The organism is Mesorhizobium sp. WSM3224 (assembly GCF_000427725.1).
In the GTDB taxonomy this organism is placed as follows: domain Bacteria; phylum Pseudomonadota; class Alphaproteobacteria; order Rhizobiales; family Rhizobiaceae; genus Mesorhizobium.
Genome location: NZ_ATYO01000006.1, coordinates 297,609 through 315,840, shown reverse-complemented (window position 1 = coordinate 315,840; position 18,232 = coordinate 297,609). Strand labels below are relative to the sequence as shown.

17 protein-coding genes and 1 tRNA gene are annotated in these 18,232 nt (G+C 64.3%); 14 read left to right on the top strand and 4 right to left on the bottom strand.

The annotated features are described in order from the left end of the window. The first annotated feature begins 17 nt into the window (after window positions 1-17). From YU3_RS0113830 to YU3_RS0113820, 3 genes are all read left to right on the top strand, one after another. Complete coding sequence (locus YU3_RS0113830; RefSeq protein WP_027166814.1) at window positions 18-905, top strand: F0F1 ATP synthase subunit gamma; 888 nt, start codon at window positions 18-20, stop codon at window positions 903-905. A 64-nt stretch (window positions 906-969) separates the two neighbouring features. Then, window positions 970-2,523, top strand: a complete 1,554-nt coding sequence (gene atpD, locus YU3_RS0113825) for a F0F1 ATP synthase subunit beta (RefSeq protein ID WP_027166813.1) — start codon at window positions 970-972, stop codon at window positions 2,521-2,523. A gap of 99 nt (window positions 2,524-2,622) precedes the next feature. After that, window positions 2,623-3,030 (top strand): F0F1 ATP synthase subunit epsilon, encoded by a 408-nt coding sequence (locus YU3_RS0113820; protein WP_027166812.1) that lies wholly within the window; start codon window positions 2,623-2,625, stop codon window positions 3,028-3,030. A 166-nt stretch (window positions 3,031-3,196) separates the two neighbouring features. Here the strand turns inward: YU3_RS0113820 and YU3_RS0113815 are convergent, their stop codons facing one another. Continuing rightward, a complete protein-coding gene (locus YU3_RS0113815) occupies window positions 3,197-4,708 on the bottom strand; it encodes a mannitol dehydrogenase family protein (protein WP_027166811.1) in 1,512 nt (503 codons plus the stop codon). A gap of 191 nt (window positions 4,709-4,899) precedes the next feature. On the opposite strand from YU3_RS0113815, the gene uxaC reads away from it, so the two are divergent. The 8 genes from uxaC to YU3_RS0113775 all read left to right on the top strand — a co-directional run bounded on the left by uxaC (window position 4,900) and on the right by YU3_RS0113775 (window position 11,999). Beyond that, window positions 4,900-6,303 (top strand): glucuronate isomerase, encoded by a 1,404-nt coding sequence (gene uxaC, locus YU3_RS0113810; RefSeq protein WP_027166810.1) that lies wholly within the window; start codon window positions 4,900-4,902, stop codon window positions 6,301-6,303. 33 nt (window positions 6,304-6,336) lie between these two features. Further along, window positions 6,337-7,314 (top strand): TRAP transporter substrate-binding protein, encoded by a 978-nt coding sequence (locus YU3_RS0113805; RefSeq protein ID WP_027166809.1) that lies wholly within the window; start codon window positions 6,337-6,339, stop codon window positions 7,312-7,314. A gap of 86 nt (window positions 7,315-7,400) precedes the next feature. Continuing rightward, window positions 7,401-7,895 (top strand): TRAP transporter small permease, encoded by a 495-nt coding sequence (locus YU3_RS36500; RefSeq protein ID WP_245273502.1) that lies wholly within the window; start codon window positions 7,401-7,403, stop codon window positions 7,893-7,895. Window positions 7,896-7,898: 3 nt separating this feature from the next. After that, a complete protein-coding gene (locus YU3_RS0113795) occupies window positions 7,899-9,179 on the top strand; it encodes a TRAP transporter large permease (protein WP_027166808.1) in 1,281 nt (426 codons plus the stop codon). A gap of 28 nt (window positions 9,180-9,207) precedes the next feature. Continuing rightward, window positions 9,208-9,981, top strand: coding sequence for a FadR/GntR family transcriptional regulator (locus YU3_RS0113790; RefSeq protein WP_027166807.1), 774 nt, complete (start codon window positions 9,208-9,210; stop codon window positions 9,979-9,981). Window positions 9,982-10,016: 35 nt separating this feature from the next. Beyond that, window positions 10,017-10,868 (top strand): 5-dehydro-4-deoxy-D-glucuronate isomerase, encoded by an 852-nt coding sequence (kduI, locus tag YU3_RS0113785; RefSeq protein WP_027166806.1) that lies wholly within the window; start codon window positions 10,017-10,019, stop codon window positions 10,866-10,868. After that, window positions 10,865-11,632 (top strand): 2-dehydro-3-deoxy-D-gluconate 5-dehydrogenase KduD, encoded by a 768-nt coding sequence (kduD, locus tag YU3_RS0113780; protein ID WP_027166805.1) that lies wholly within the window; start codon window positions 10,865-10,867, stop codon window positions 11,630-11,632. Before kduI ends, kduD begins: the two co-directional genes overlap by 4 nt. A gap of 34 nt (window positions 11,633-11,666) precedes the next feature. Next, a complete protein-coding gene (locus YU3_RS0113775; protein WP_027166804.1) occupies window positions 11,667-11,999 on the top strand; it encodes a cupin domain-containing protein in 333 nt (110 codons plus the stop codon). Between the two features lie 163 nt (window positions 12,000-12,162). On the opposite strand, the gene YU3_RS0113770 is transcribed toward YU3_RS0113775, so the two are convergent. After that, the gene (locus YU3_RS0113770) at window positions 12,163-12,789 is read right to left on the bottom strand and encodes a LysE family translocator (RefSeq protein WP_027166803.1); all 627 of its coding nucleotides are present in this window, start codon (window positions 12,787-12,789) and stop codon (window positions 12,163-12,165) included. Window positions 12,790-13,153: 364 nt separating this feature from the next. On the opposite strand from YU3_RS0113770, the gene recQ reads away from it, so the two are divergent. The 3 genes from recQ (at window position 13,154) to YU3_RS0113755 (ending at window position 15,635) form a co-directional block, all read left to right on the top strand. Next, a complete protein-coding gene (recQ, locus tag YU3_RS0113765; RefSeq protein WP_027166802.1) occupies window positions 13,154-14,998 on the top strand; it encodes a DNA helicase RecQ in 1,845 nt (614 codons plus the stop codon). Window positions 14,999-15,093: 95 nt separating this feature from the next. Continuing rightward, window positions 15,094-15,348: a type II toxin-antitoxin system ParD family antitoxin gene (locus YU3_RS0113760; RefSeq protein WP_027166801.1), complete on the top strand. Its 255-nt coding sequence runs from the start codon at window positions 15,094-15,096 to the stop codon at window positions 15,346-15,348. Beyond that, window positions 15,348-15,635, top strand: a complete 288-nt coding sequence (locus YU3_RS0113755; protein ID WP_027166800.1) for a type II toxin-antitoxin system RelE/ParE family toxin — start codon at window positions 15,348-15,350, stop codon at window positions 15,633-15,635. Before YU3_RS0113760 ends, YU3_RS0113755 begins: the two co-directional genes overlap by 1 nt. Window positions 15,636-15,679: 44 nt before the next feature. On the opposite strand, the gene YU3_RS36495 is transcribed toward YU3_RS0113755, so the two are convergent. Together YU3_RS36495 and YU3_RS0113745 are read right to left on the bottom strand one after the other, a co-directional pair. After that, window positions 15,680-17,275, bottom strand: coding sequence for a caspase family protein (locus YU3_RS36495; protein ID WP_051333936.1), 1,596 nt, complete (start codon window positions 17,273-17,275; stop codon window positions 15,680-15,682). Window positions 17,276-18,042: 767 nt separating this feature from the next. Next, window positions 18,043-18,132, bottom strand: a tRNA-Ser gene (locus YU3_RS0113745). Between the last annotated feature and the right edge of the window lie 100 nt (window positions 18,133-18,232).

Here is an 18,232-nt window from a genome sequence, read left to right as displayed (position 1 = left end):
GGGATCGGGTTTGAAGCATGGCTTCGTTAAAAGACCTTCGTAACCGTATCGCCTCGGTCAAGGCGACGCAGAAGATCACCAAGGCGATGCAGATGGTCGCCGCGGCGAAGCTGCGTCGCGCGCAGGAAGCGGCGGAAGCAGCGCGTCCCTATTCCGAGCGCATGGGCGCGGTTCTGGCCAACATCACCCAGGCGATCGGCGGCGGCGGCGATGCCCCGGCGCTGATGACCGGCACCGGCAAGGACGACGTGCATCTGCTCATCGTCTGCACCGCCGAGCGCGGCCTGTGCGGCGGCTTCAACTCGCAGATCGCGCGTCTTGCTCGCGACCACATCCGCAGGCTTCTCGCCGACGGCAAGCAGGTGAAGATCATCTGCGTCGGCAAGAAGGGTTTCGACATCCTGCGCCGCGACTATGCCTCGCTGATCCTTGAGCGTGTCGACCTGCGCGAGGTCAAGACGCTCGGCTTCGTCAACGCCGATGCCATCGCGCGCAAGGTCATCCACCTCTTCAACGAGGGCAGCTTCGACATCTGCACGCTGTTCTATTCGCAGTTCAAGTCGGTGATCAGCCAGATTCCGACGGCGCAGCAGATCATTCCGGCGGGGCAGGCTTCGGCCACTGCCGAGACGGACAACGGCGCCGGCGGCGCTGTCTACGAATACGAGCCGGAGCCGGGCGAAATCCTCTCCGATCTCATCCCGCGCAACATAGCGGTGCAGATCTTCCGCGCGCTGCTGGAAAACGCGGCCGGCGAGATGGGCGCCAAGATGAGCGCGATGGACAATGCGACGCGCAACGCCGGCGACATGATCAACAAGCTGTCGATCACCTACAACCGCCAGCGGCAGGCGCAGATCACCAAGGAACTGATCGAAATCATTTCGGGCGCCGAGGCGCTCTAGGCGCGCCGCACGGGATCTCCCGGCGGGCAGCGTGAACAACGGATAGACGAGAAGGGCAAAGACGATGGCGAAAGCAGCTACCCCGAAGACCGCCGCCAAGGCGGCACCGGCCTCCAAGGCGGCACCGGCCGCGAAGGCCGCCGCTCCGGCGAAGAAGGCTGCGGCTCCGGCCAAGGCGGCGAGCGTTGCGACGAAGCGGGTCGGCGCCGCCGGCAAGGTCCGCCAAGTCATCGGCGCCGTCGTCGACGTGCAGTTCGAAGACCATCTGCCGGCCATTCTGAACGCGCTGGAAACCCAAAATGTCGGCAACCGCCTGGTGCTCGAGGTTGCCCAGCATCTCGGCGAGAACACGGTGCGCTGCATCGCCATGGACTCGACCGAAGGCCTGGTCCGCGGCCAGGACGTCTACGACACCGGCGCGCCGATCACCGTGCCGGTCGGCCCGGGCATGCTCGGCCGCATCATCAACGTCATCGGCGAACCGGTCGACGAGGAAGGCCCGGTCGACGGCATCGAAATGCGCGCCATCCACCAGCCAGCTCCGTCCTATGTCGAGCAGTCGACGGAAGCGCAGATCCTGGTCACCGGCATCAAGGTTCTCGACCTTCTGGCGCCTTACGCTCGCGGCGGCAAGATCGGCCTGTTCGGCGGCGCCGGCGTCGGCAAGACCGTGCTGATCCAGGAACTGATCAACAACGTCGCCAAGGCCCACGGCGGCTTCTCGGTGTTCGCCGGCGTCGGCGAGCGCACCCGCGAAGGCAACGATCTCTATCACGAGTTCATCGAGTCCGGCGTCAACAAGAAGGGCGGCGGCGAAGGCTCCAAGGCGGCACTGGTCTATGGCCAGATGAACGAGCCGCCAGGCGCGCGCGCCCGCGTCGGCCTGACCGGCCTGACGGTCGCCGAATATTTCCGCGACCAGGGCCAGGACGTGCTGTTCTTCGTCGACAACATCTTCCGCTTCACGCAGGCGGGCTCGGAAGTGTCGGCGCTGCTCGGCCGCATCCCCTCCGCCGTGGGCTATCAGCCGACGCTGGCCACCGACATGGGCGCGCTGCAGGAACGCATCACGACGACGACCAAGGGCTCGATCACCTCGGTGCAGGCCATCTACGTTCCGGCCGACGATTTGACCGACCCGGCGCCGGCGACGTCGTTCGCCCACCTCGACGCCACGACGGTGCTCAACCGCGCGATCTCGGAAAAAGGCATCTACCCGGCCGTCGATCCGCTCGATTCCACCTCGCGCATGCTTGACCCGATGGTCGTCGGCGAAGAGCACTACCAGGTCGCCCGCCAGGTGCAGTCGATCCTGCAGCGCTACAAGTCGCTGCAGGACATCATCGCCATCCTGGGCATGGACGAGCTTTCGGAAGAGGACAAGCAGACGGTGGCCCGCGCCCGCAAGATCGAGCGCTTCCTGTCGCAGCCGTTCTTCGTCGCCGAAGTCTTCACCGGCTCGCCGGGCAAGCTGGTCGACCTCGCCGACACGATCAAGGGCTTCAAGGGCCTTTGCGCCGGCGACTACGATCACCTGCCGGAAGCCGCCTTCTACATGGTCGGCGGCATCGACGAAGCGGTCGAAAAGGCGCAGCGCCTGGCGGCTGAAGCGGCGTAACGAAGCGAATAGCGAATAGGGAGTAGCGAATAGGGATCAGTGGGCCGGCCGAGTTTCTTACTACTCGCTACTCGCTATTCCCTACTCGCTAATTTGATCATGGCTGAAGCTTTCAAGTTCGAACTGGTCTCGCCGGAACGGCTGCTCGTTTCCGAGCAGGTCGAGTCTGTCGTCATTCCGGGCGCCGAAGGCGAAATGACGGTGATGGCGCAGCACGCGCCGGTCATGACCACGATCAAGCCCGGTGTCGTCGCAATCAAGGCCGCGTCCGGCAAGGAAGACCGCTATGTCGTGTTCGGCGGCTTCGCCGACATCCTGCCGTCCGGCTGCACGCTGCTCGCCGAATCGGCCGTGCATGTCAACGACATCGACCGCGCCGACCTTGCCCGCCGCATCCAGGACGCCAGGGAAGACGCCGCCGACGCCAAGGACGACGTGGCGCGCAGCCGCGCCGAGCAGTTCCTCAGCCAGCTCACCACGCTGGAAGCCGCGCTGCTGCCGGCCTGAAGTCACTCCTGACGATGGATTGAAAAGGCGGGGCTTGTCCCGCCTTTTTGTTTGCCCGTTTTCGGCTTGGGACAGTCCGCCCCGCTTTGCCAGAGCGCTCGCTGTTTGCGCTGAAAACGGCGAGCCGCTCCGTCTCGTTGTTTGGCCTCAAGTCCTACGGAAACCGCTACTCGGCTGTACCGTTCTTGTCGCCGATCCCTAGGGCCGCAAAGGCAAGCGCCGGGCCGCCCTGCTTGAAGCAAGCGAGGTGAGTGGCGACAAATTCGACCAATCTCTGTCGTTCCGCATGGCCCTTGGCAAAGCCGGCGAGGTCGAACACGGCCGCCGCCATCTCTGCCGTCGGCAGGTTGCGGCCGAGCAGGTCGTTAAGGGCGGCATCGAGCGGGTCGGTGAAGTGGCCCTCGGGCAGGGTTCCGCCGCGCGCGGCGCATGCGGCAATCCAGGCTGCGACAACCAGCGACAGATGTTCCGGCAGCAGGCCCGCCTCCAGCCGGGCAAGGGCGGAGGCAACGATGCGCTGCGGCAATTTCTGGCTGCCGTCATTGGCGATCTGCGCGGTGCGGTGGGCGAGCGCCGTGTTGGAAAAGCGCGCGGCGAGCTCGGCCGTGTAGGCGCTTGTGTCGAGCCCGGCATCCTGCGGCAGCGTTGGAACGGCCTCGGCCCAAAGCCTGTCCACGAACTGCCGGATCAACGGATCGGCAAAGGCACGGTCGACGGTGGCGTGGCCGCTGAGCAGGCCAAGATAGGCGATGCCCGAGTGCGCGCCGTTGAGCAGCCTGAGCTTCATGTCCTCGAAGGGACCGACATCCTCGACCATGGTGACGCCAAATTTTTCCCAGGCCGGCCGTCCGGCGGGAAATCTGTCTTCGACCACCCATTGCCGGAACGGCTCGGTCATCACCGGCCAGGCGTCCTCGATGCCGAGCTGTTGCGCAATGCGCGCCCGGTCGGCATCCGTGGTCGCCGGCACGATGCGGTCGACCATAGAAGACGGGAAGGCTACGTCGTCGGCGACATAGCTGGCTAAAGCCGGGTCGCCGGCGTTGGCAAGGGCGTCGCGCAGCTTCGCGAACTCGATCAGCAGCCGGTGCAGCGTGGCGCCGTTGGCCGGCAGGTTGTCGCAGCAGAGCACGGTGAAGGGGGGCGTGCCGGCAGCGCGGCGCCGCGCAAGCGCTTCGGCGAGAAAGCCATGCGCCGTCTTCGGCGATCCGCGATTGGCGAGGTCGTGGACGATATCGGGATGGGCGCCGTCCAGCGTGCCATCGGCGGCGCGAAGATATGCCTTTTCCGTAATGGTCAGTGTGACGATGCGGATGCGCGGATCGGTCAGGGCGGCGAGCACCGCGCCTGGGTCCTCGGGGGCGACGAGCAAGGACTGGATCGAGCCGACGACCTGCAACTGTTCGCCCGCGCCATCCCTGATTGCCAGCGTGTAGAGCCCATCCTGCGGCGCCAGCGCATCGCGCGTGTCGGGGCTGCGCAGCGACACGCCGATAATGCCCCAATCGGTTTCGTCGTCGGCTAGGCAAGCGTCGACATACGCCGCCTGGTGGGCGCGGTGAAAGGCACCGACGCCGAGATGGACGATGCCGGGCATCACGGTAGTGCGATCGTAGCGCGGTATGGCAATGGTGCCCGGCAGCTTCGCGATCGTGGTGCTGGAAAGACGGCTGTTCATCGGCGTGTGAGTCTCCGGTCGGCGCGTCAAACCGTTAGCCTGGCAGCAACGGGACGGCAGCGGGTTACCATCCGCGGTATTCTCGCACAATGGCCGGAGTTTATGCAAAAGTCATCATACAACAAACTAATTTTTGTATGTTGACATTATTTCGTGTGCAGCTACCAATAACGCAGCCTGGGAGGAGCTGAGTGGCATCACTGACCGATCCGGACCTGCTGTTCGCGCCGGAAACGCGATCATTGGCGCGCGCCCTTTACGCAGGTGTGAAGGATCTGCCGATCGTCAGCCCGCACGGCCACACCGACCCAAGCTGGTATGCTCTGAACGAGCCGTTCCCCGATCCGGCGCATTTGCTGATCGTGCCGGACCATTACATTTTCCGCATGCTGCTCAGCCAGGGCGTGCGGCTGGAAGAACTCGGCGTGCCCACGCAGGATGGGGCGCCGGTCGAAACAGACGGCCGGACGATCTGGCGGCGCTTCGCCGAGCATTATTATCTCTTCCGCGGCACGCCGACACGGCTGTGGCTCGACCATGTGTTCGAGCACCTGTTCGGCATCGAGGAGCCGCTCACCGCTGCGAGCGCCGACCGTACCTACGATACGATCGCGACGCTGCTGCAACGCGACGACTATCGCCCGCGTGCGCTGTTTGAGCGCTTCAACATCGAGGTGATCGCCACCACCGAGGGTGCGCTCGACGATTTGAAATGGCACCGGATCGTCCGCGACAGCGGCTGGAATGGCCGTGTCGTCACCGCTTACCGGCCGGATAGTGTGGTCGATCCCGATTTCGAGGGTTTTTCCGCCAATCTCGATCGCCTCGGCGAAATCACCGGGTACGATACCGGCACATGGGCCGGCTATCTCGAGGCGCATCGGAAGCGTCGCGCCTATTTCAAGGAATTCGGCGCGACTTCCACCGACCACGGCCATCCGACCGCCGAGACCGCCAATCTGTCCGACGCGGCTGCCGAGGAGCTGTTCAACCGCATCCGCCGCGGCTCCGACGATGAGCGCGAGCGGCGGCTGTTCCGCGCCCAGATGCTGACCGAGATGGCCAGGATGAGCCGCGACGACGGCCTGGTGATGCAGATCCATCCGGGCTCCTGGCGCAATCATTCGCCTTCTGTCTTCCAGAAGTTCGGCCGCGACAAGGGTTTCGATATCCCGACCAGGACCGATTATGTGACGGCGCTGAAGCCCCTGCTGGACTGCGTCGGGCTGGAGCGCGATCTTACGGTCATCCTGTTCACGCTGGACGAGACAAGCTATGCCCGCGAGCTGGCGCCGCTCGCCGGCGTCTATCCGGCGCTGAAGCTCGGGCCGGCCTGGTGGTTTCACGACAGCCCGGAAGGCATGCGCCGCTTCCGCGAAATGACCACCGAGACGGCGGGCTTCTACAACACTGTCGGTTTCAACGACGACACGCGCGCCTTTCCGTCGATCCCGGCGCGCCACGACGTCGCGCGCCGGGTCGACTGCGCCTTCCTGGCGCGGCTGGTCGCCGAGCATCGCCTCCGGGAGGAGGAGGCGCATGAAGTGGCGCGGGAGCTTGCCTACACGCTTGCCAAGCAGGCGTACCGGCTCTGAGCCGGGCGCCGTGAATTCAGAAGGGAGGAAGTTATGTTGCATCTTTCAAAGTTGGCGGCAGCCATATTGGCCTTCGGCTCGCTGCTGGTCGGGATCGCCAACGCCGAGACCGTATTGAGGTCGTCGGACACGCATCCCGACGGCTATCCGACCGTCGAGGCGGTCAAATACATGGGCGAACTGATCAAGCAGCGCACCGATGGCCGCTATTCGATCGAAGTCTATCACTCGGCCCAGCTCGGCGAGGAGAAGGACACGATCGAGCAGACGCAGTCGGGCGTCATCGACCTCGATCGCGTGTCGATGGGGCCGTTCAACGGCATCGTTCCGGAGACGGCGGTGCCGTCGCTGCCTTACATCTTCCGGTCGGTCGAGCACATGCGCCATGTCATGGACGGGCCGGTCGGCGACCAGATCCTCAAGGCCTTCGAGGCGCATGACCTCGTCGGGCTCGCCTTCTACGATTCCGGCGCGCGCTCCTTCTACAATACGAAGAAGGACATCACTTCGCTCGCCGACCTGAAGGGCATGAAGTTCCGCGTCATCCAGTCGGACGTGTTCGTCGACATGGTCAACGCGCTCGGCGCCAACGCCACGCCGATGGCTTACGGCGAAGTCTATTCGGCGCTGCAGACCGGCGTCATCGACGGCGCCGAGAACAACTGGCCGAGCTTCGAATCCGCCAAGCACTACGAGGTCGCCAAGCACTACACCATGGACCAGCACCAGATCGTGCCGGAAGTGCTGGTGATGTCGAAGGCAAGCTGGGACAAGCTGTCGCCGGAGGACCAGGCGATCGTGCGCCAGGCGGCCAAGGACAGCGTGGTCAAGATGCGCGAATTGTGGGACGCGCAGGAGAAGAAGTCGCGCGACATCGTCGAGAAGGCCGGCGTCAAGGTCAGCGAAATCGACAAGCAGCCGCTGATCGACGCGATGAAGCCAGTCTACGACAAGTATCTGGCGACGCCGGAGCTCAAGGATCTCGCCGCACGCATCCAGGCCGAGAAATGAGCAGGACGGACGAGACATCGGGTGGCGCGGGCATGTCCGCGCCGCCTGCCAGGGTGCTGAACGCCTTCTGGCGGCGCGTCGAGCGGATGCTGGCGGCTCTCGCCCGGCTGTCTCTATGGATCAGCGGCGCGGGGCTGACGCTGATGACGATCATCATCTTCTGGCAGGTGTTCTCGCGCTATCTGCTCAACCGCTCGCCAAGCTGGACCGAAGCCTTCTCGGTGCTGCTGATGGGCTGGTTCATCTTTCTGGGCGCCGCGGTCGGCGTGCGCGAGCGCACCCATCTCGGCTTCGACGTGCTGCTCTATTTCCTGCCGGGTTCGGCAAAGGCGGTGCTGCGCAGCATCTCCGACATCGTCGTGCTGGCGTTCGGCGCCGGCATGATCGTCTACGGCGTGCAGCTGGCGAGGCTGACCTGGAACACGGTGATGCCTTCGCTCTCGCTGCCCGGCGGCGTCAGCTTCCTGCCGGTCATCCTGGGCGGCGCGCTCGTCTGCCTGTTTTCGCTCGAGCGGCTGGCGGGGCGCTTTGCCGGCCTGCCGGTCGACGCCGACATTTACGCCACGGGCGAGGAGGTTTAGGCGATGGCCCTGATGGTCCTGTTCGGCGTCTTCGTCTTCCTGCTGATCATCGGCACGCCGATCGCCTTCTGCCTCGGCGTAGCGAGTTTCGCGACGATCATCGTGCTCGGCCTGCCGCCGGTGGTCGTGTTCCAGCGGCTGAATTCGGGCGTCAGCGTCTTCTCGCTGATGGCCATCCCGTTCTTCATCTTCGCCGGGGACCTGATGGTGCGCGGCGGTATCGCGGCGCGCCTGGTGGCGCTCGCCGGCTCGCTGGTCGGGCATCTGCGCGGCGGCCTCGGTCAGGTCAACATAGCGGCATCGACCATGTTCGGCGGCATTTCGGGCTCGGCCGTGGCCGATGCGTCCGCCGTCGGCGGGCTGATGATCCCGCAGATGAAAGCGCGCGGCTACGGCATCGACTATGCCGTCAACATCACCTCGGTCGGCGCCATCATCGCCCTGCTGATCCCGCCGTCGCACAACATGATCATCTATTCGATCTCGGCCGGCGGCCGCATCTCGATCGCCGATCTGTTTACCGCCGGCGTCATACCAGGCCTGCTGCTGGCGCTGTCGCTGATGATCACCGCCTACTGGGTTGCCAGCCGGCGCGGCTATCCCACCGAGCCCTTCGCCGGCTTCGGGCGCGCCTTGCAGCTACTCGTTGCCGCCGTTCCCGGTCTTATCCTGATCGCGATCATCTTCGGCGGCGTCCGGTCCGGCATCTTCACCGCCACGGAAAGCTCCTGCATCGCCATCGTCTACGCTTTCCTGGTGACGCTCATCATCTACCGCTCGATGAGCTGGAGCGACTTCGTGGCCGCAACCACCGCGGCCGTTCGCACGACGGCGATGGTGCTGATGATCATCGGTTGCGCGGCGGCCTTCGGCTGGCTGCTCGCCTATCTCAGGGTCCCGGCGGCGCTCGTGGCGTTCCTGCAATCGGTGTCGGACAACAGGCTGGTGATCCTGCTGTTAATCAACATCGTGCTTTTGATTCTCGGCACCTTCATGGACATGTCGCCGCTGATCATCATCACCACGCCTATCTTCCTGCCGGTGGTCATGGCTTATGGCGTCGACCCCGTGCATTTCGGCGTCATCCTGATCCTCAATCTCGGCATCGGCCTGTGCACGCCGCCGGTGGGAGCGGTGCTTTTCGTCAGCTGCGCCATCGGCCGCATTCCGATCTGGACGGCGATGCGATCGATCTGGCCATTTTACGGCGCGGCTTTCGCGGTGCTGATGCTTGTGACCTATGTGCCGGAAATATCATTGTGGCTGCCAAGCCTTTTCCACTAAGGGGCCTTTTCCATCAGGAGACATTCAGGTGGCCGATAGCACAACGGATCTCAGGGTCGAACGAAAGCCGAAACTGTCGGAGACGGTGGTGGCGGCGATCCGCAGGCAGCTGTTGGCGGGCGAGATCCCGCCCGGCAACAAGCTGCCGACCGAGGGCCAGCTGACCGAGACGTTCGGGGTCAGCCGCACCGTCATCCGCGAGGCGCTGGCCAAGCTCGCCGCCGATGGCCTGGTCGAAGCGCGGCAAGGCGCCGGCGTCTTCGTCACCGAGCATATCTCGACCACCTTCGGGGCTTTAGCCGCCGACATGGGCAGCAAGGATTCGATCGCGCTCAACGTGCTCGAGGTGCGGCTCGCCATCGAGATCGAATCGGCAGGGCTTGCCGCCATCCGCCGCAACGCCGCGCAGGAAGCTGCGATCCAGGAGGCCTTCTTCGAGTTCGAGCGGCTCCTGCTCGCCAGCCAGCCGACCGGCCCGGCCGATCTTGCCTTCCACCGGGCGATCGCCAGCGCCACCAACAACCCGTTCTATGTCGAGATGCTCGACGTGCTCGGACGCCGCGCCATTCCCTGCGACGTGACCTCGCCCTGGTCGACCGAGCTCGTCCAGTCGGACGATTACCAGCGCGGCCTGCAGCGCGAGCATCTCGTCATCCTCGATGCGATCTCGGCGGGAGATGCCGGTGCCGCGCGCGAGGCGATGCGCACGCATCTCACCCGCAGCCAGCAGCGCTATCGCGAGCGGCTGCAGGCACGACAGGCCTATTACGCCAAATCGGTGAAAGCCGCGGCGACCGAGTGATCATTCGAGCAAGGTAAAATGGCGAGCAAGGTAAAATGGACCACAAACACACCGAATTTTCGTCGCGCTTCGCCATCGATCCTACCGCCGCCGCAGCCATGGGCACCGACGAACTGCGCCACCATTTCCATATCGAAGGGCTGTTCCAGCCCGATGTCGTCAGCCTGACCTACACCCATTACGACCGCATGATCGTCGGCGGTGCCATGCCGGTCGACAAGGTCCTGCCGCTCGAAGCGATCAAGCCGACCGGCACCGAGGCATTCCTCGACCGCCGCGAGCTGATCGCCGTCAATATAGGCGGCGCGGGAACGGTGACGGCGGATGGCCTGCCTTATGAGATGGCGGCGCGCGACATGGTCTATCTCGGCATGGGCACGAAGGAAGTTTCGTTCGCCTCGGCGGATCCCGACAAGCCGGCAAAATTCTATCTGCTGAGCGCGCCGGCGCATCAGGCCTATCCCAGCCAGCTGATCCGCATCGGCGACGCAAAACGGCTCGACCTCGGCAGCCAGGCGACCAGCAACGAGCGCTCGATCTTCCAGTTCATCCATGCCGATGGCGTCAAGACGTGCCAGCTCGTCGTCGGCATGACGCAACTCGCGCCCGGCTCGGTGTGGAACACCATGCCTTGCCATGTGCATGACCGGCGCATGGAAGCCTATCTCTATTTCGATCTGGCGGAGGGCCAGCGCGTCTTCCATTTCATGGGCGAGCCGGACGAGACGCGGCATATCGTCATGCGCAACGAGGAGGCGGTGCTGTCGCCCGGCTGGTCGATCCATTCGGGCGCCGGCACGTCCAACTACGCCTTCATCTGGGCGATGGCCGGCGACAATGTCGACTACACCGACGTCGACCAAGTGACGATGGACCAGCTCCGGTGAGCGATCTTTCCGCCTTCAGCCTCACCGGAAAGCGCATCCTGGTCACGGGCGCCAACACCGGTATCGGGCAAGGCATCGCCGTGTCGGTTGCGCGCGCCGGCGGCCTGGTCGTCGGTGTCGGCCGCTCGGCGATGGACGATACAGCACAGAAAGTCGTGGCGGCGGGCGGCAGCTTCGAGGCGGTCAAGGCCGATCTTGGCGATCCGGCCGCGGCAGTCGCCATGCTCGACCGGGTCTGGGCGCAGAGCGGCCCGCTCGACGGATTGGTCAACAATGCCGGCATCATCCGACGCGCGGACGCGGTCGACCTTACCGAAGCCGATTGGGACGAGGTGATGGACATCAACCTGAAGACGGTGTTTCGCCTTTGCCAGGGTTTTGCCAGGCGCGTGCTGGCGCAACCAGGGCGGCGCGGCAAGATCGTCAACGTCGCCTCGGTCCTGAGCTTCCAGGGCGGCATCCGCGTCGCCTCCTATACGGCCTCGAAACATGGCGTGCTCGGCCTCACAAGGCTGCTCGCCTGCGAGTGGGCGGCGAAAGGCATCAATGTCAACGGGATCGCGCCGGGCTATATCGAGACCAACAACACCGAAGCCCTGCGCGCCGATCCCGATCGCAGCGCCGCCATCCTCGGGCGCATCCCGGCCGGGCGCTGGGGCCAGCCCGGCGATATAGGCGACGCGGCGGTGTTCCTGCTCGCGCCAGCGTCGGACTACGTGCACGGCACGGTGATACCGGTCGACGGCGGCTGGCTGGCGCGGTGACTGTTTCCCACCAAATCCAAACGGAAGCCAAGCGATGACCGAGATTTTTTCCCATGCAGGCGAGAAGGTCTGGGAGCCGACGCCGGACGGTAACCGACGGCGCGTGCTGGTGCATACAGATGAACTGATGATGGTCGAGTTCGCCTTCGAAAAGGGCGGCGTCGGCGCTCTGCATTCGCATCCGCATGTGCAGGCAAGCTATGTCGCCGAGGGCCGCTTCGAGGTCACTATCGACGGCCGATCGGAGGTGCTGGAAACAGGAAGCAGCTTCATCGTGCCGTCCAATCTCGTGCATGGCGTCAAGGCGCTGGAGGCCGGGCGGCTGGTCGACAGCTTTGCGCCTTGCCGGGTGGACTTCCTCGGTTGAGGGTCAGCCATTCAAAGGAAAACCCGCGCCGTTAAGCGCGGGTTTGTTGCCTGGGCGCTCATCGCGCCGCCGCGGTACTCAAACATCGCCGCCGCAGAAGGGCAACGGTGCCGCAGCAGGGTAAAGATAGGTTTAACGGCGGGGTATCGCCAAGCCGGCAAGATCAGCGGTGCTGCAGGGCAAGCCGAACGCCGAGCCCGCAATAAATGCCGCCGACCACCTTGCCCTGCCATTTCAGCACTGCCGGATTGCGGCGTAGGAAGGAACCCAGGCCGCCCGCGCTGACGGCGAAGACGACTGTGCTGAAGAGCCCGAGCAGGACAAAGATGGTGCCCAGCGCCATCAGCTGCAGCATCACGAAACCGCCTTGCGGGTGCACGAACTGTGGCAGGAAGGCCAGGAAGAACAAAGCGGTCTTCGGATTGAGCACTTCGGTCAGGATCGCCTGCCGGAAGGCCCTGCCGGCCGAGATGGGCAGCGACCTGCCCGCCAGATCTGCCGGCGCCTTTTCGACAATGGCGCGGATGCCGAGATAAACGAGATAGGCGGCGCCGATATATTTGATGATGCTGAACAGCATCGCCGAGGCGGCGATTATGGCGGAGATGCCGACAATGGCCATGATGGTGTGGATCACGTCGCCCGCGGCGACACCGGCACCGGTGGCAATGCCGACCTTCGTGCCCGAGCTGGTCGCGCGCGCGACCGTAAGCAGCGTGGCGGGTCCCGGAATGAAGACAAAGCCGAACACGACCGCGACGTAGGTGACGAGCGTGGCGGGGTCGATCATGCGAAGTCTCCTCTTGGCATTCGGCTGCCGCCGGCGGTGTCGGGTGGCTCGACGTTATAGCACTGCAGAATACGCCGGCGGAACTCTCAGGCCGATATGCCAGCGATGGCTTTCCGATGACGAACTAAAGCGTGTCGCGCTGAAATGGATTCAGGCGACACGCTTTAAGTTTTTGTTTTTATGCATGTCGTTGTCCCAGAACCGCTGCACACTTCTGGGCGACATGCATTAGGCGCGAGGCGACAGGTTCCCGCAAAGCGCGGTTGTGGCCGGATGACGGCTGCGCTACTCCAAGGCATCACGCGGTGAATCACTTGGCTGGTCTTAACATCCTCCCGAAAACGAACTCCTCGGCGTCAGCCTGATGCCGGCACAGGCAGCAGGCATGCGGGTGGAGGATCACGAGCGGCGCGTCCTGAAGGACGTGTTCGGTTTCGACGACTTCCGCCCTGGACAGGCCGCCGTCATCGAGGCGTTGCTCGCCGGGCGCCATGTGCTGGCGGTGATGCCGACCGGTGCCGGCAAATCGCTCTGCTATCAGGTTCCGGCGCTGGTCAAAGGCGGGCTGACCATCGTGGTTTCGCCGCTGGTGGCGCTGATGCAGGACCAGGTCGCCGCCTTGCGCCTTGCCGGCGTAGCCGCCGAGACGATCAATTCCGCGCTCGACCGCGAGGCCAATGTCGCGGCCTGGCGCCGCGTGGCGGCAGGGCAGACGCGGCTGCTCTACATGGCGCCGGAGCGGTTGATGACGGATCGGATGCTCGAGGCACTGTCGCGGCTCGACGTCGGCCTGATCGCCATCGACGAGGCGCATTGCATCTCGCAATGGGGGCCGGCCTTCCGGCGCGAGTATGAGGACCTGTCGCGATTGCGCGGGCTGTTTGCCGACGTGCCCATCATCGCGCTGACGGCGACGGCCGACGAGGCGACGCGCGCCGATATCGAGGCGCGGCTGTTTGCCGGGCGCGCCGAAACCCTGGTGCTGGGTTTCGACCGGCCCAACATCAAGTTGGCAATGGAGGCCAAGCAGGACAGCAAGCGCCAGCTGCTGCGCTTCGTCGAGCGTCACCAGGGCAAGAGCGGCATCATCTATTGCCTGTCGCGCCGCAAGACGGAGGAAATGGCGGCTTTCCTGGAGAAGAACGGCGTGCGGGCGCTTGCCTATCATGCCGGCATGAGCAAGGAGGCGCGTGAAGCGAACCAGAACGCGTTCATGACGCTCTCCGGCGTCGTCATGGTGGCGACCATCGCTTTCGGCATGGGCATCGACAAGCCCGATGTCGCCTATGTCTTCCATACCGACCTGCCGGGCAGCCTGGAGGCGTATTACCAGGAGATCGGCCGCGCCGGTCGCGACGGCCGGCCGGCGGAGGCGCATATGCTCTACGGCCCCGGCGACATCCGCACGCGCCGGATGTTCATCGACGACGAGGATACCTCACCCGAGCACAAACGGCGTGCGCATCGCCGGCTCGACACGCTGATCGGCTATTGCGAGACGGCGCAGTGCCGGCGCCAGGTGCTGCTCGGCTATTTCGGCGAGGAGGCGCAGGCCTGCGGCAATTGCGACAACTGCCTCGACCAGGCGCCGCGCGCGGATGGCGGGACGGAGGCGCGGATCATCCTTGCCGCGGTCGCGCAGAGCGGCGAGCGCTTCGGCGCCGCCCATGTCATCGACATCCTGCTTGGTCATGAGACCGAAAAGGTGCTTGCGAGAGGCCATCAGAAGCTCGCCAGCTTCAGAACCGGCATCGTGCACAGGAAGGCGGTGTGGATGTCGCTGATGAGGCAACTTGTCGCCGGCGGCTTCCTGGTGCCTGATCCCGACGGCCATGGCGGGCTCGCCATCTCCGAAAGCGGCCGCGCGCTCGGCCGTGGCGAGGTGGCGTTCCAGTATCGCGTCGAGACGCGGGATCCGCTGGCGCGCGGCAGGAAGCGCGCCGCGCAGGGCTCCACCACAGGTGGCGAGGGCGTGGACGCTTCCTTGCTGGCCGCGCTCAAGACGCTGCGGCTGCGGCTCGCCAAGGAGCGCCAGGTGCCGGCCTATGTGGTTTTCTCCGACCGCACGCTGATCGACATGGCCGAGCGCCGCCCGCGCGACCTCGACGATTTCGCCGAGGTGAACGGCGTGGGGGCGGCGAAGCTGAAGGAGTTCGGGGAGGTTTTTCTCGCAGCGATCGCGGCGCATCAGTCCGGGGGACCAGGCTAAGGCAGAAATCGGCCGGCGCAATGTACGAAGGATAGCACCCGTAGATTTTGACAAAATTTGTCAAAATATGCCATACTGTCTGCATGGAGGGCGATGTGGCGACGATGAACGTATCATTGCCCGATCCCATGAAGGAATGGGTAGAGGCTCAGACTGAAACGGGGCGCTATGCCAATGCGAGCGACTATGTGCGCGACCTGATCCGCAGGGATCAGGAGCGCAACGACAAGATCGCGGCTATGCAGCGCTTTGTTGATGACGGCCTGAAGAGCGGAGTCGGCAGGCGCTCCAAGGACACGCTTTTTGCAGAGGCGGTCAAACGGGCAGAGGCATCGCGCGGCGATCGATAATGGGGTTCCGCCTTTCAATAGCGGCGGAAGAGGACGTTATCGGGATTGCCGAGCAGGGTGTCCGCCTGTTCAGCCCAAAGCAGGCCAGACAATATCATGATGAATTATTTGCCATCTTCGATCTGATCGCCGCCAGTCCGCGCATCGCGCGGGAGCGATTTGAGTTGTCGCCGCCGATGCGAGTCCATCCGTGTAAGGCCCATCTCGTCGTCTACCGGATCGAGGAAGATGGTGACATCCTCATTATCCGCGTGCGCAATGGACACGAGGATTGGGCGAGAAACTGATGGGCCGGAACGGTTCTGGGGGATTCCGCAGTCCGCCACGGCTTTCAATAATGCGCGTAGCCGCTCAACGGACATCTCTGCGACGCGGGGACCTCGAAGGTGCCGTCTATGCCGCTGCAGGTGCGGAACCTGGACTTTCGTGCAGTCTTTGATTTCGGCGCCGGTCTTGGATTGGCTGCCTCGCGTTGTTGTCTCGGCTTCGCACGGACGGCGGGCTGCGGCTTCTCGGTCTTTTGCGATGCGGCGCTTTCCGGTTGCTTCGCTTCCGGCGCCGGCTGGGCGCGGTAGCTCTTCAGGGCATCGTCCGTGTCGAGTTTCAGGCGAGCGTATTGCCTCGGGGTCAGAAAGGTGGTCGGGGGCAACCGGTTTTCTTCCTGCCAACCGCGGATGGCGCGGCGCGTCTTGACGCCGAAGTCGCCGTCGGCCTCGTCCAGGTCGTAACCGATCGCCAGCAGCCTTTCCTGCACATCGATCTTTTCCTGACGATCAAGGCCGATCAAGCCTTCCGTCAGCTCGGTCCCGACGTCGGTTTCCGGATTGCTGGCCGCGGCAGGAGGTTGCGCCGCGGTGGCCGATCCCGCCGCGTCGCTCTCAGTATTGGCGACAACGATCGGTGTATTGCCGATGGGGGGCTTCTTGAGCTGATCGATGTTGAGGCGGGCGAGATCGGCGAACGCGCCCTTCGGAAATTGCTGCAGATAGGCCTCGTAATGCGCCAGCGTGTTGCGCTTCGAGGCCTCGTCCCAGACGCGCTGCTCGATTTCCCATCCGCGCGCGTCTGAGCTTGGGGGCTGGGTCGGATTCTCCGTGGCCGACGGTTGCGGAGCCGGGGTGGCCGGTGGCGGCGCTTGCGGGCCGACAAAGACCTCGCGGCCGAGCGAGGCATTGTGCCAAGGTCGCTGGCGCCCGTCCGTTTCAGCCGTCACTTCACCGCGAACTCGGGTCAGAGCGCTCTGGATCTCCACGCCCGGTTCGGCAAGATGCCTGGCCAGCGACATCGTGTAGGGGCTGTTGGCGCCATTGCCGTCGTAGGACACGGCTCCAGGATCTGTCGCAAAGGCGATCAGCACGCCGCCGGTGCCGACATCCGCAGTGACGTCGATGGGCGCCAGGCCCGGCGCGGTGGTCGAGCGGCTCTTCGGCAACGAAGCCGCCAGGGTCCTCGCCAGCGGATTGTCCCGGCAGGCATCGAGGATGACGATGCCGACGGCCGGGTCCGGCGGGAGAGCTGAGAGCAACTCGTCGATCTGGATGGTGCGGGTTTTGAGATGCGCGGGCGCCGTGAGCTCCGCATCGACGGGAATCAGATAATTCTTGCCGTTCACCTGCATGCCGTGGCCGGCGTAGTAGATCAGTGCCGTGTTCGCGTCGTACGAGGCTTCGGTGAACTTGTTCAACCGATCACGCATTCCGGCATAGTCGAGATCGACGCCTTCGATGACGTTGAACCCCGCCTTGCGCAAGACTTCGGCCATCAGGCGAGCATCGCCGGCGGGATTGGGAAGGGCCGGAGCGTAGACATATTTGCTGTTGCCGATGACCAGGGCGACTCGGTTGTTGCCGGCGGCAAGGGCACCTGCCTGCAGCAGATCGGCTGCAGCCAGGAAAAACAAACCGACAATGGCGGCCCAGAACCTCATCGCGCGCACTCTCAATGCACTCTCAATTCAATCAAGTCGCGGCTTTCCCTGCCAGTCGCAATTCCATGTGGCCCCTTCCATGAAATACATAACACATTAGCGCCGTCGAATGCGCAAACCGTCGCGCTTTGAGCCGTTGCCAGATTGCCCGGCGAGCCGGCCCAGCGGGATGCGCTCGGAAGGCAGCGTACTCGTCAAACGAAGGCCGCCGCCGAAGGTGTGGCTGCTGTCTCAAATCCCGCGCCGGGTCATCGCCGTCGCTGTGGGAACATTCCTTATTGCAATCATCGAGAGAAGAGGGTTCGAATAAGTCTCCGGGAGAGACGCAATAAGTGAACAGGGGTGTGGGGTACGGCTTATTCCAAAGCCGAAAGCTTCCATATTTATCTGTGGTGTGGCCATACCGGCTCGACCTTGCTCGCCCGGATATTGGCCGCCCATCCCGATGTCTTCATCGTGCCACGGGAGACAAGCGCTTTGTCTCGGACAAAGGCGCCAGATGGACGAAGCTAGGCTTGCTTTTGCTGGAGGCGGCCATTTCGAGCCGGAGCGGGGGCTGCTGGAGATCGAAGCTGCCCGGGGCGAGTTCTCGGGCAATGTCCAGAGCTATGCCGGCAAGGCGAAGGTCGGGATCAACTGGCAACGATCGGGATCAGTAGAAAGGTCGTCGCCACCACGGGTCGCCCTCCTTCGCCGAGCTTCGGAGGGCATCCTGCTTCGCGCGACCGCTGCACCAAATCCTGCGAAGCTCGAAGAGCGAAGCAGGATGGCGGAGAGGGAGGGATTCGAACCCCCGATACCCTTGCGAGTATGCCGCATTTCGAGTGCGGTGCATTCGACCACTCTGCCACCTCTCCGCAAGGTCATGGTCGGCCGTTGCCGGCGCGGCGCACTAGATAACGGCTGGCTGCTTCGGTTACAAGGCCCTATTCGTGCGATTCCCGGCTTCTTCGAAAT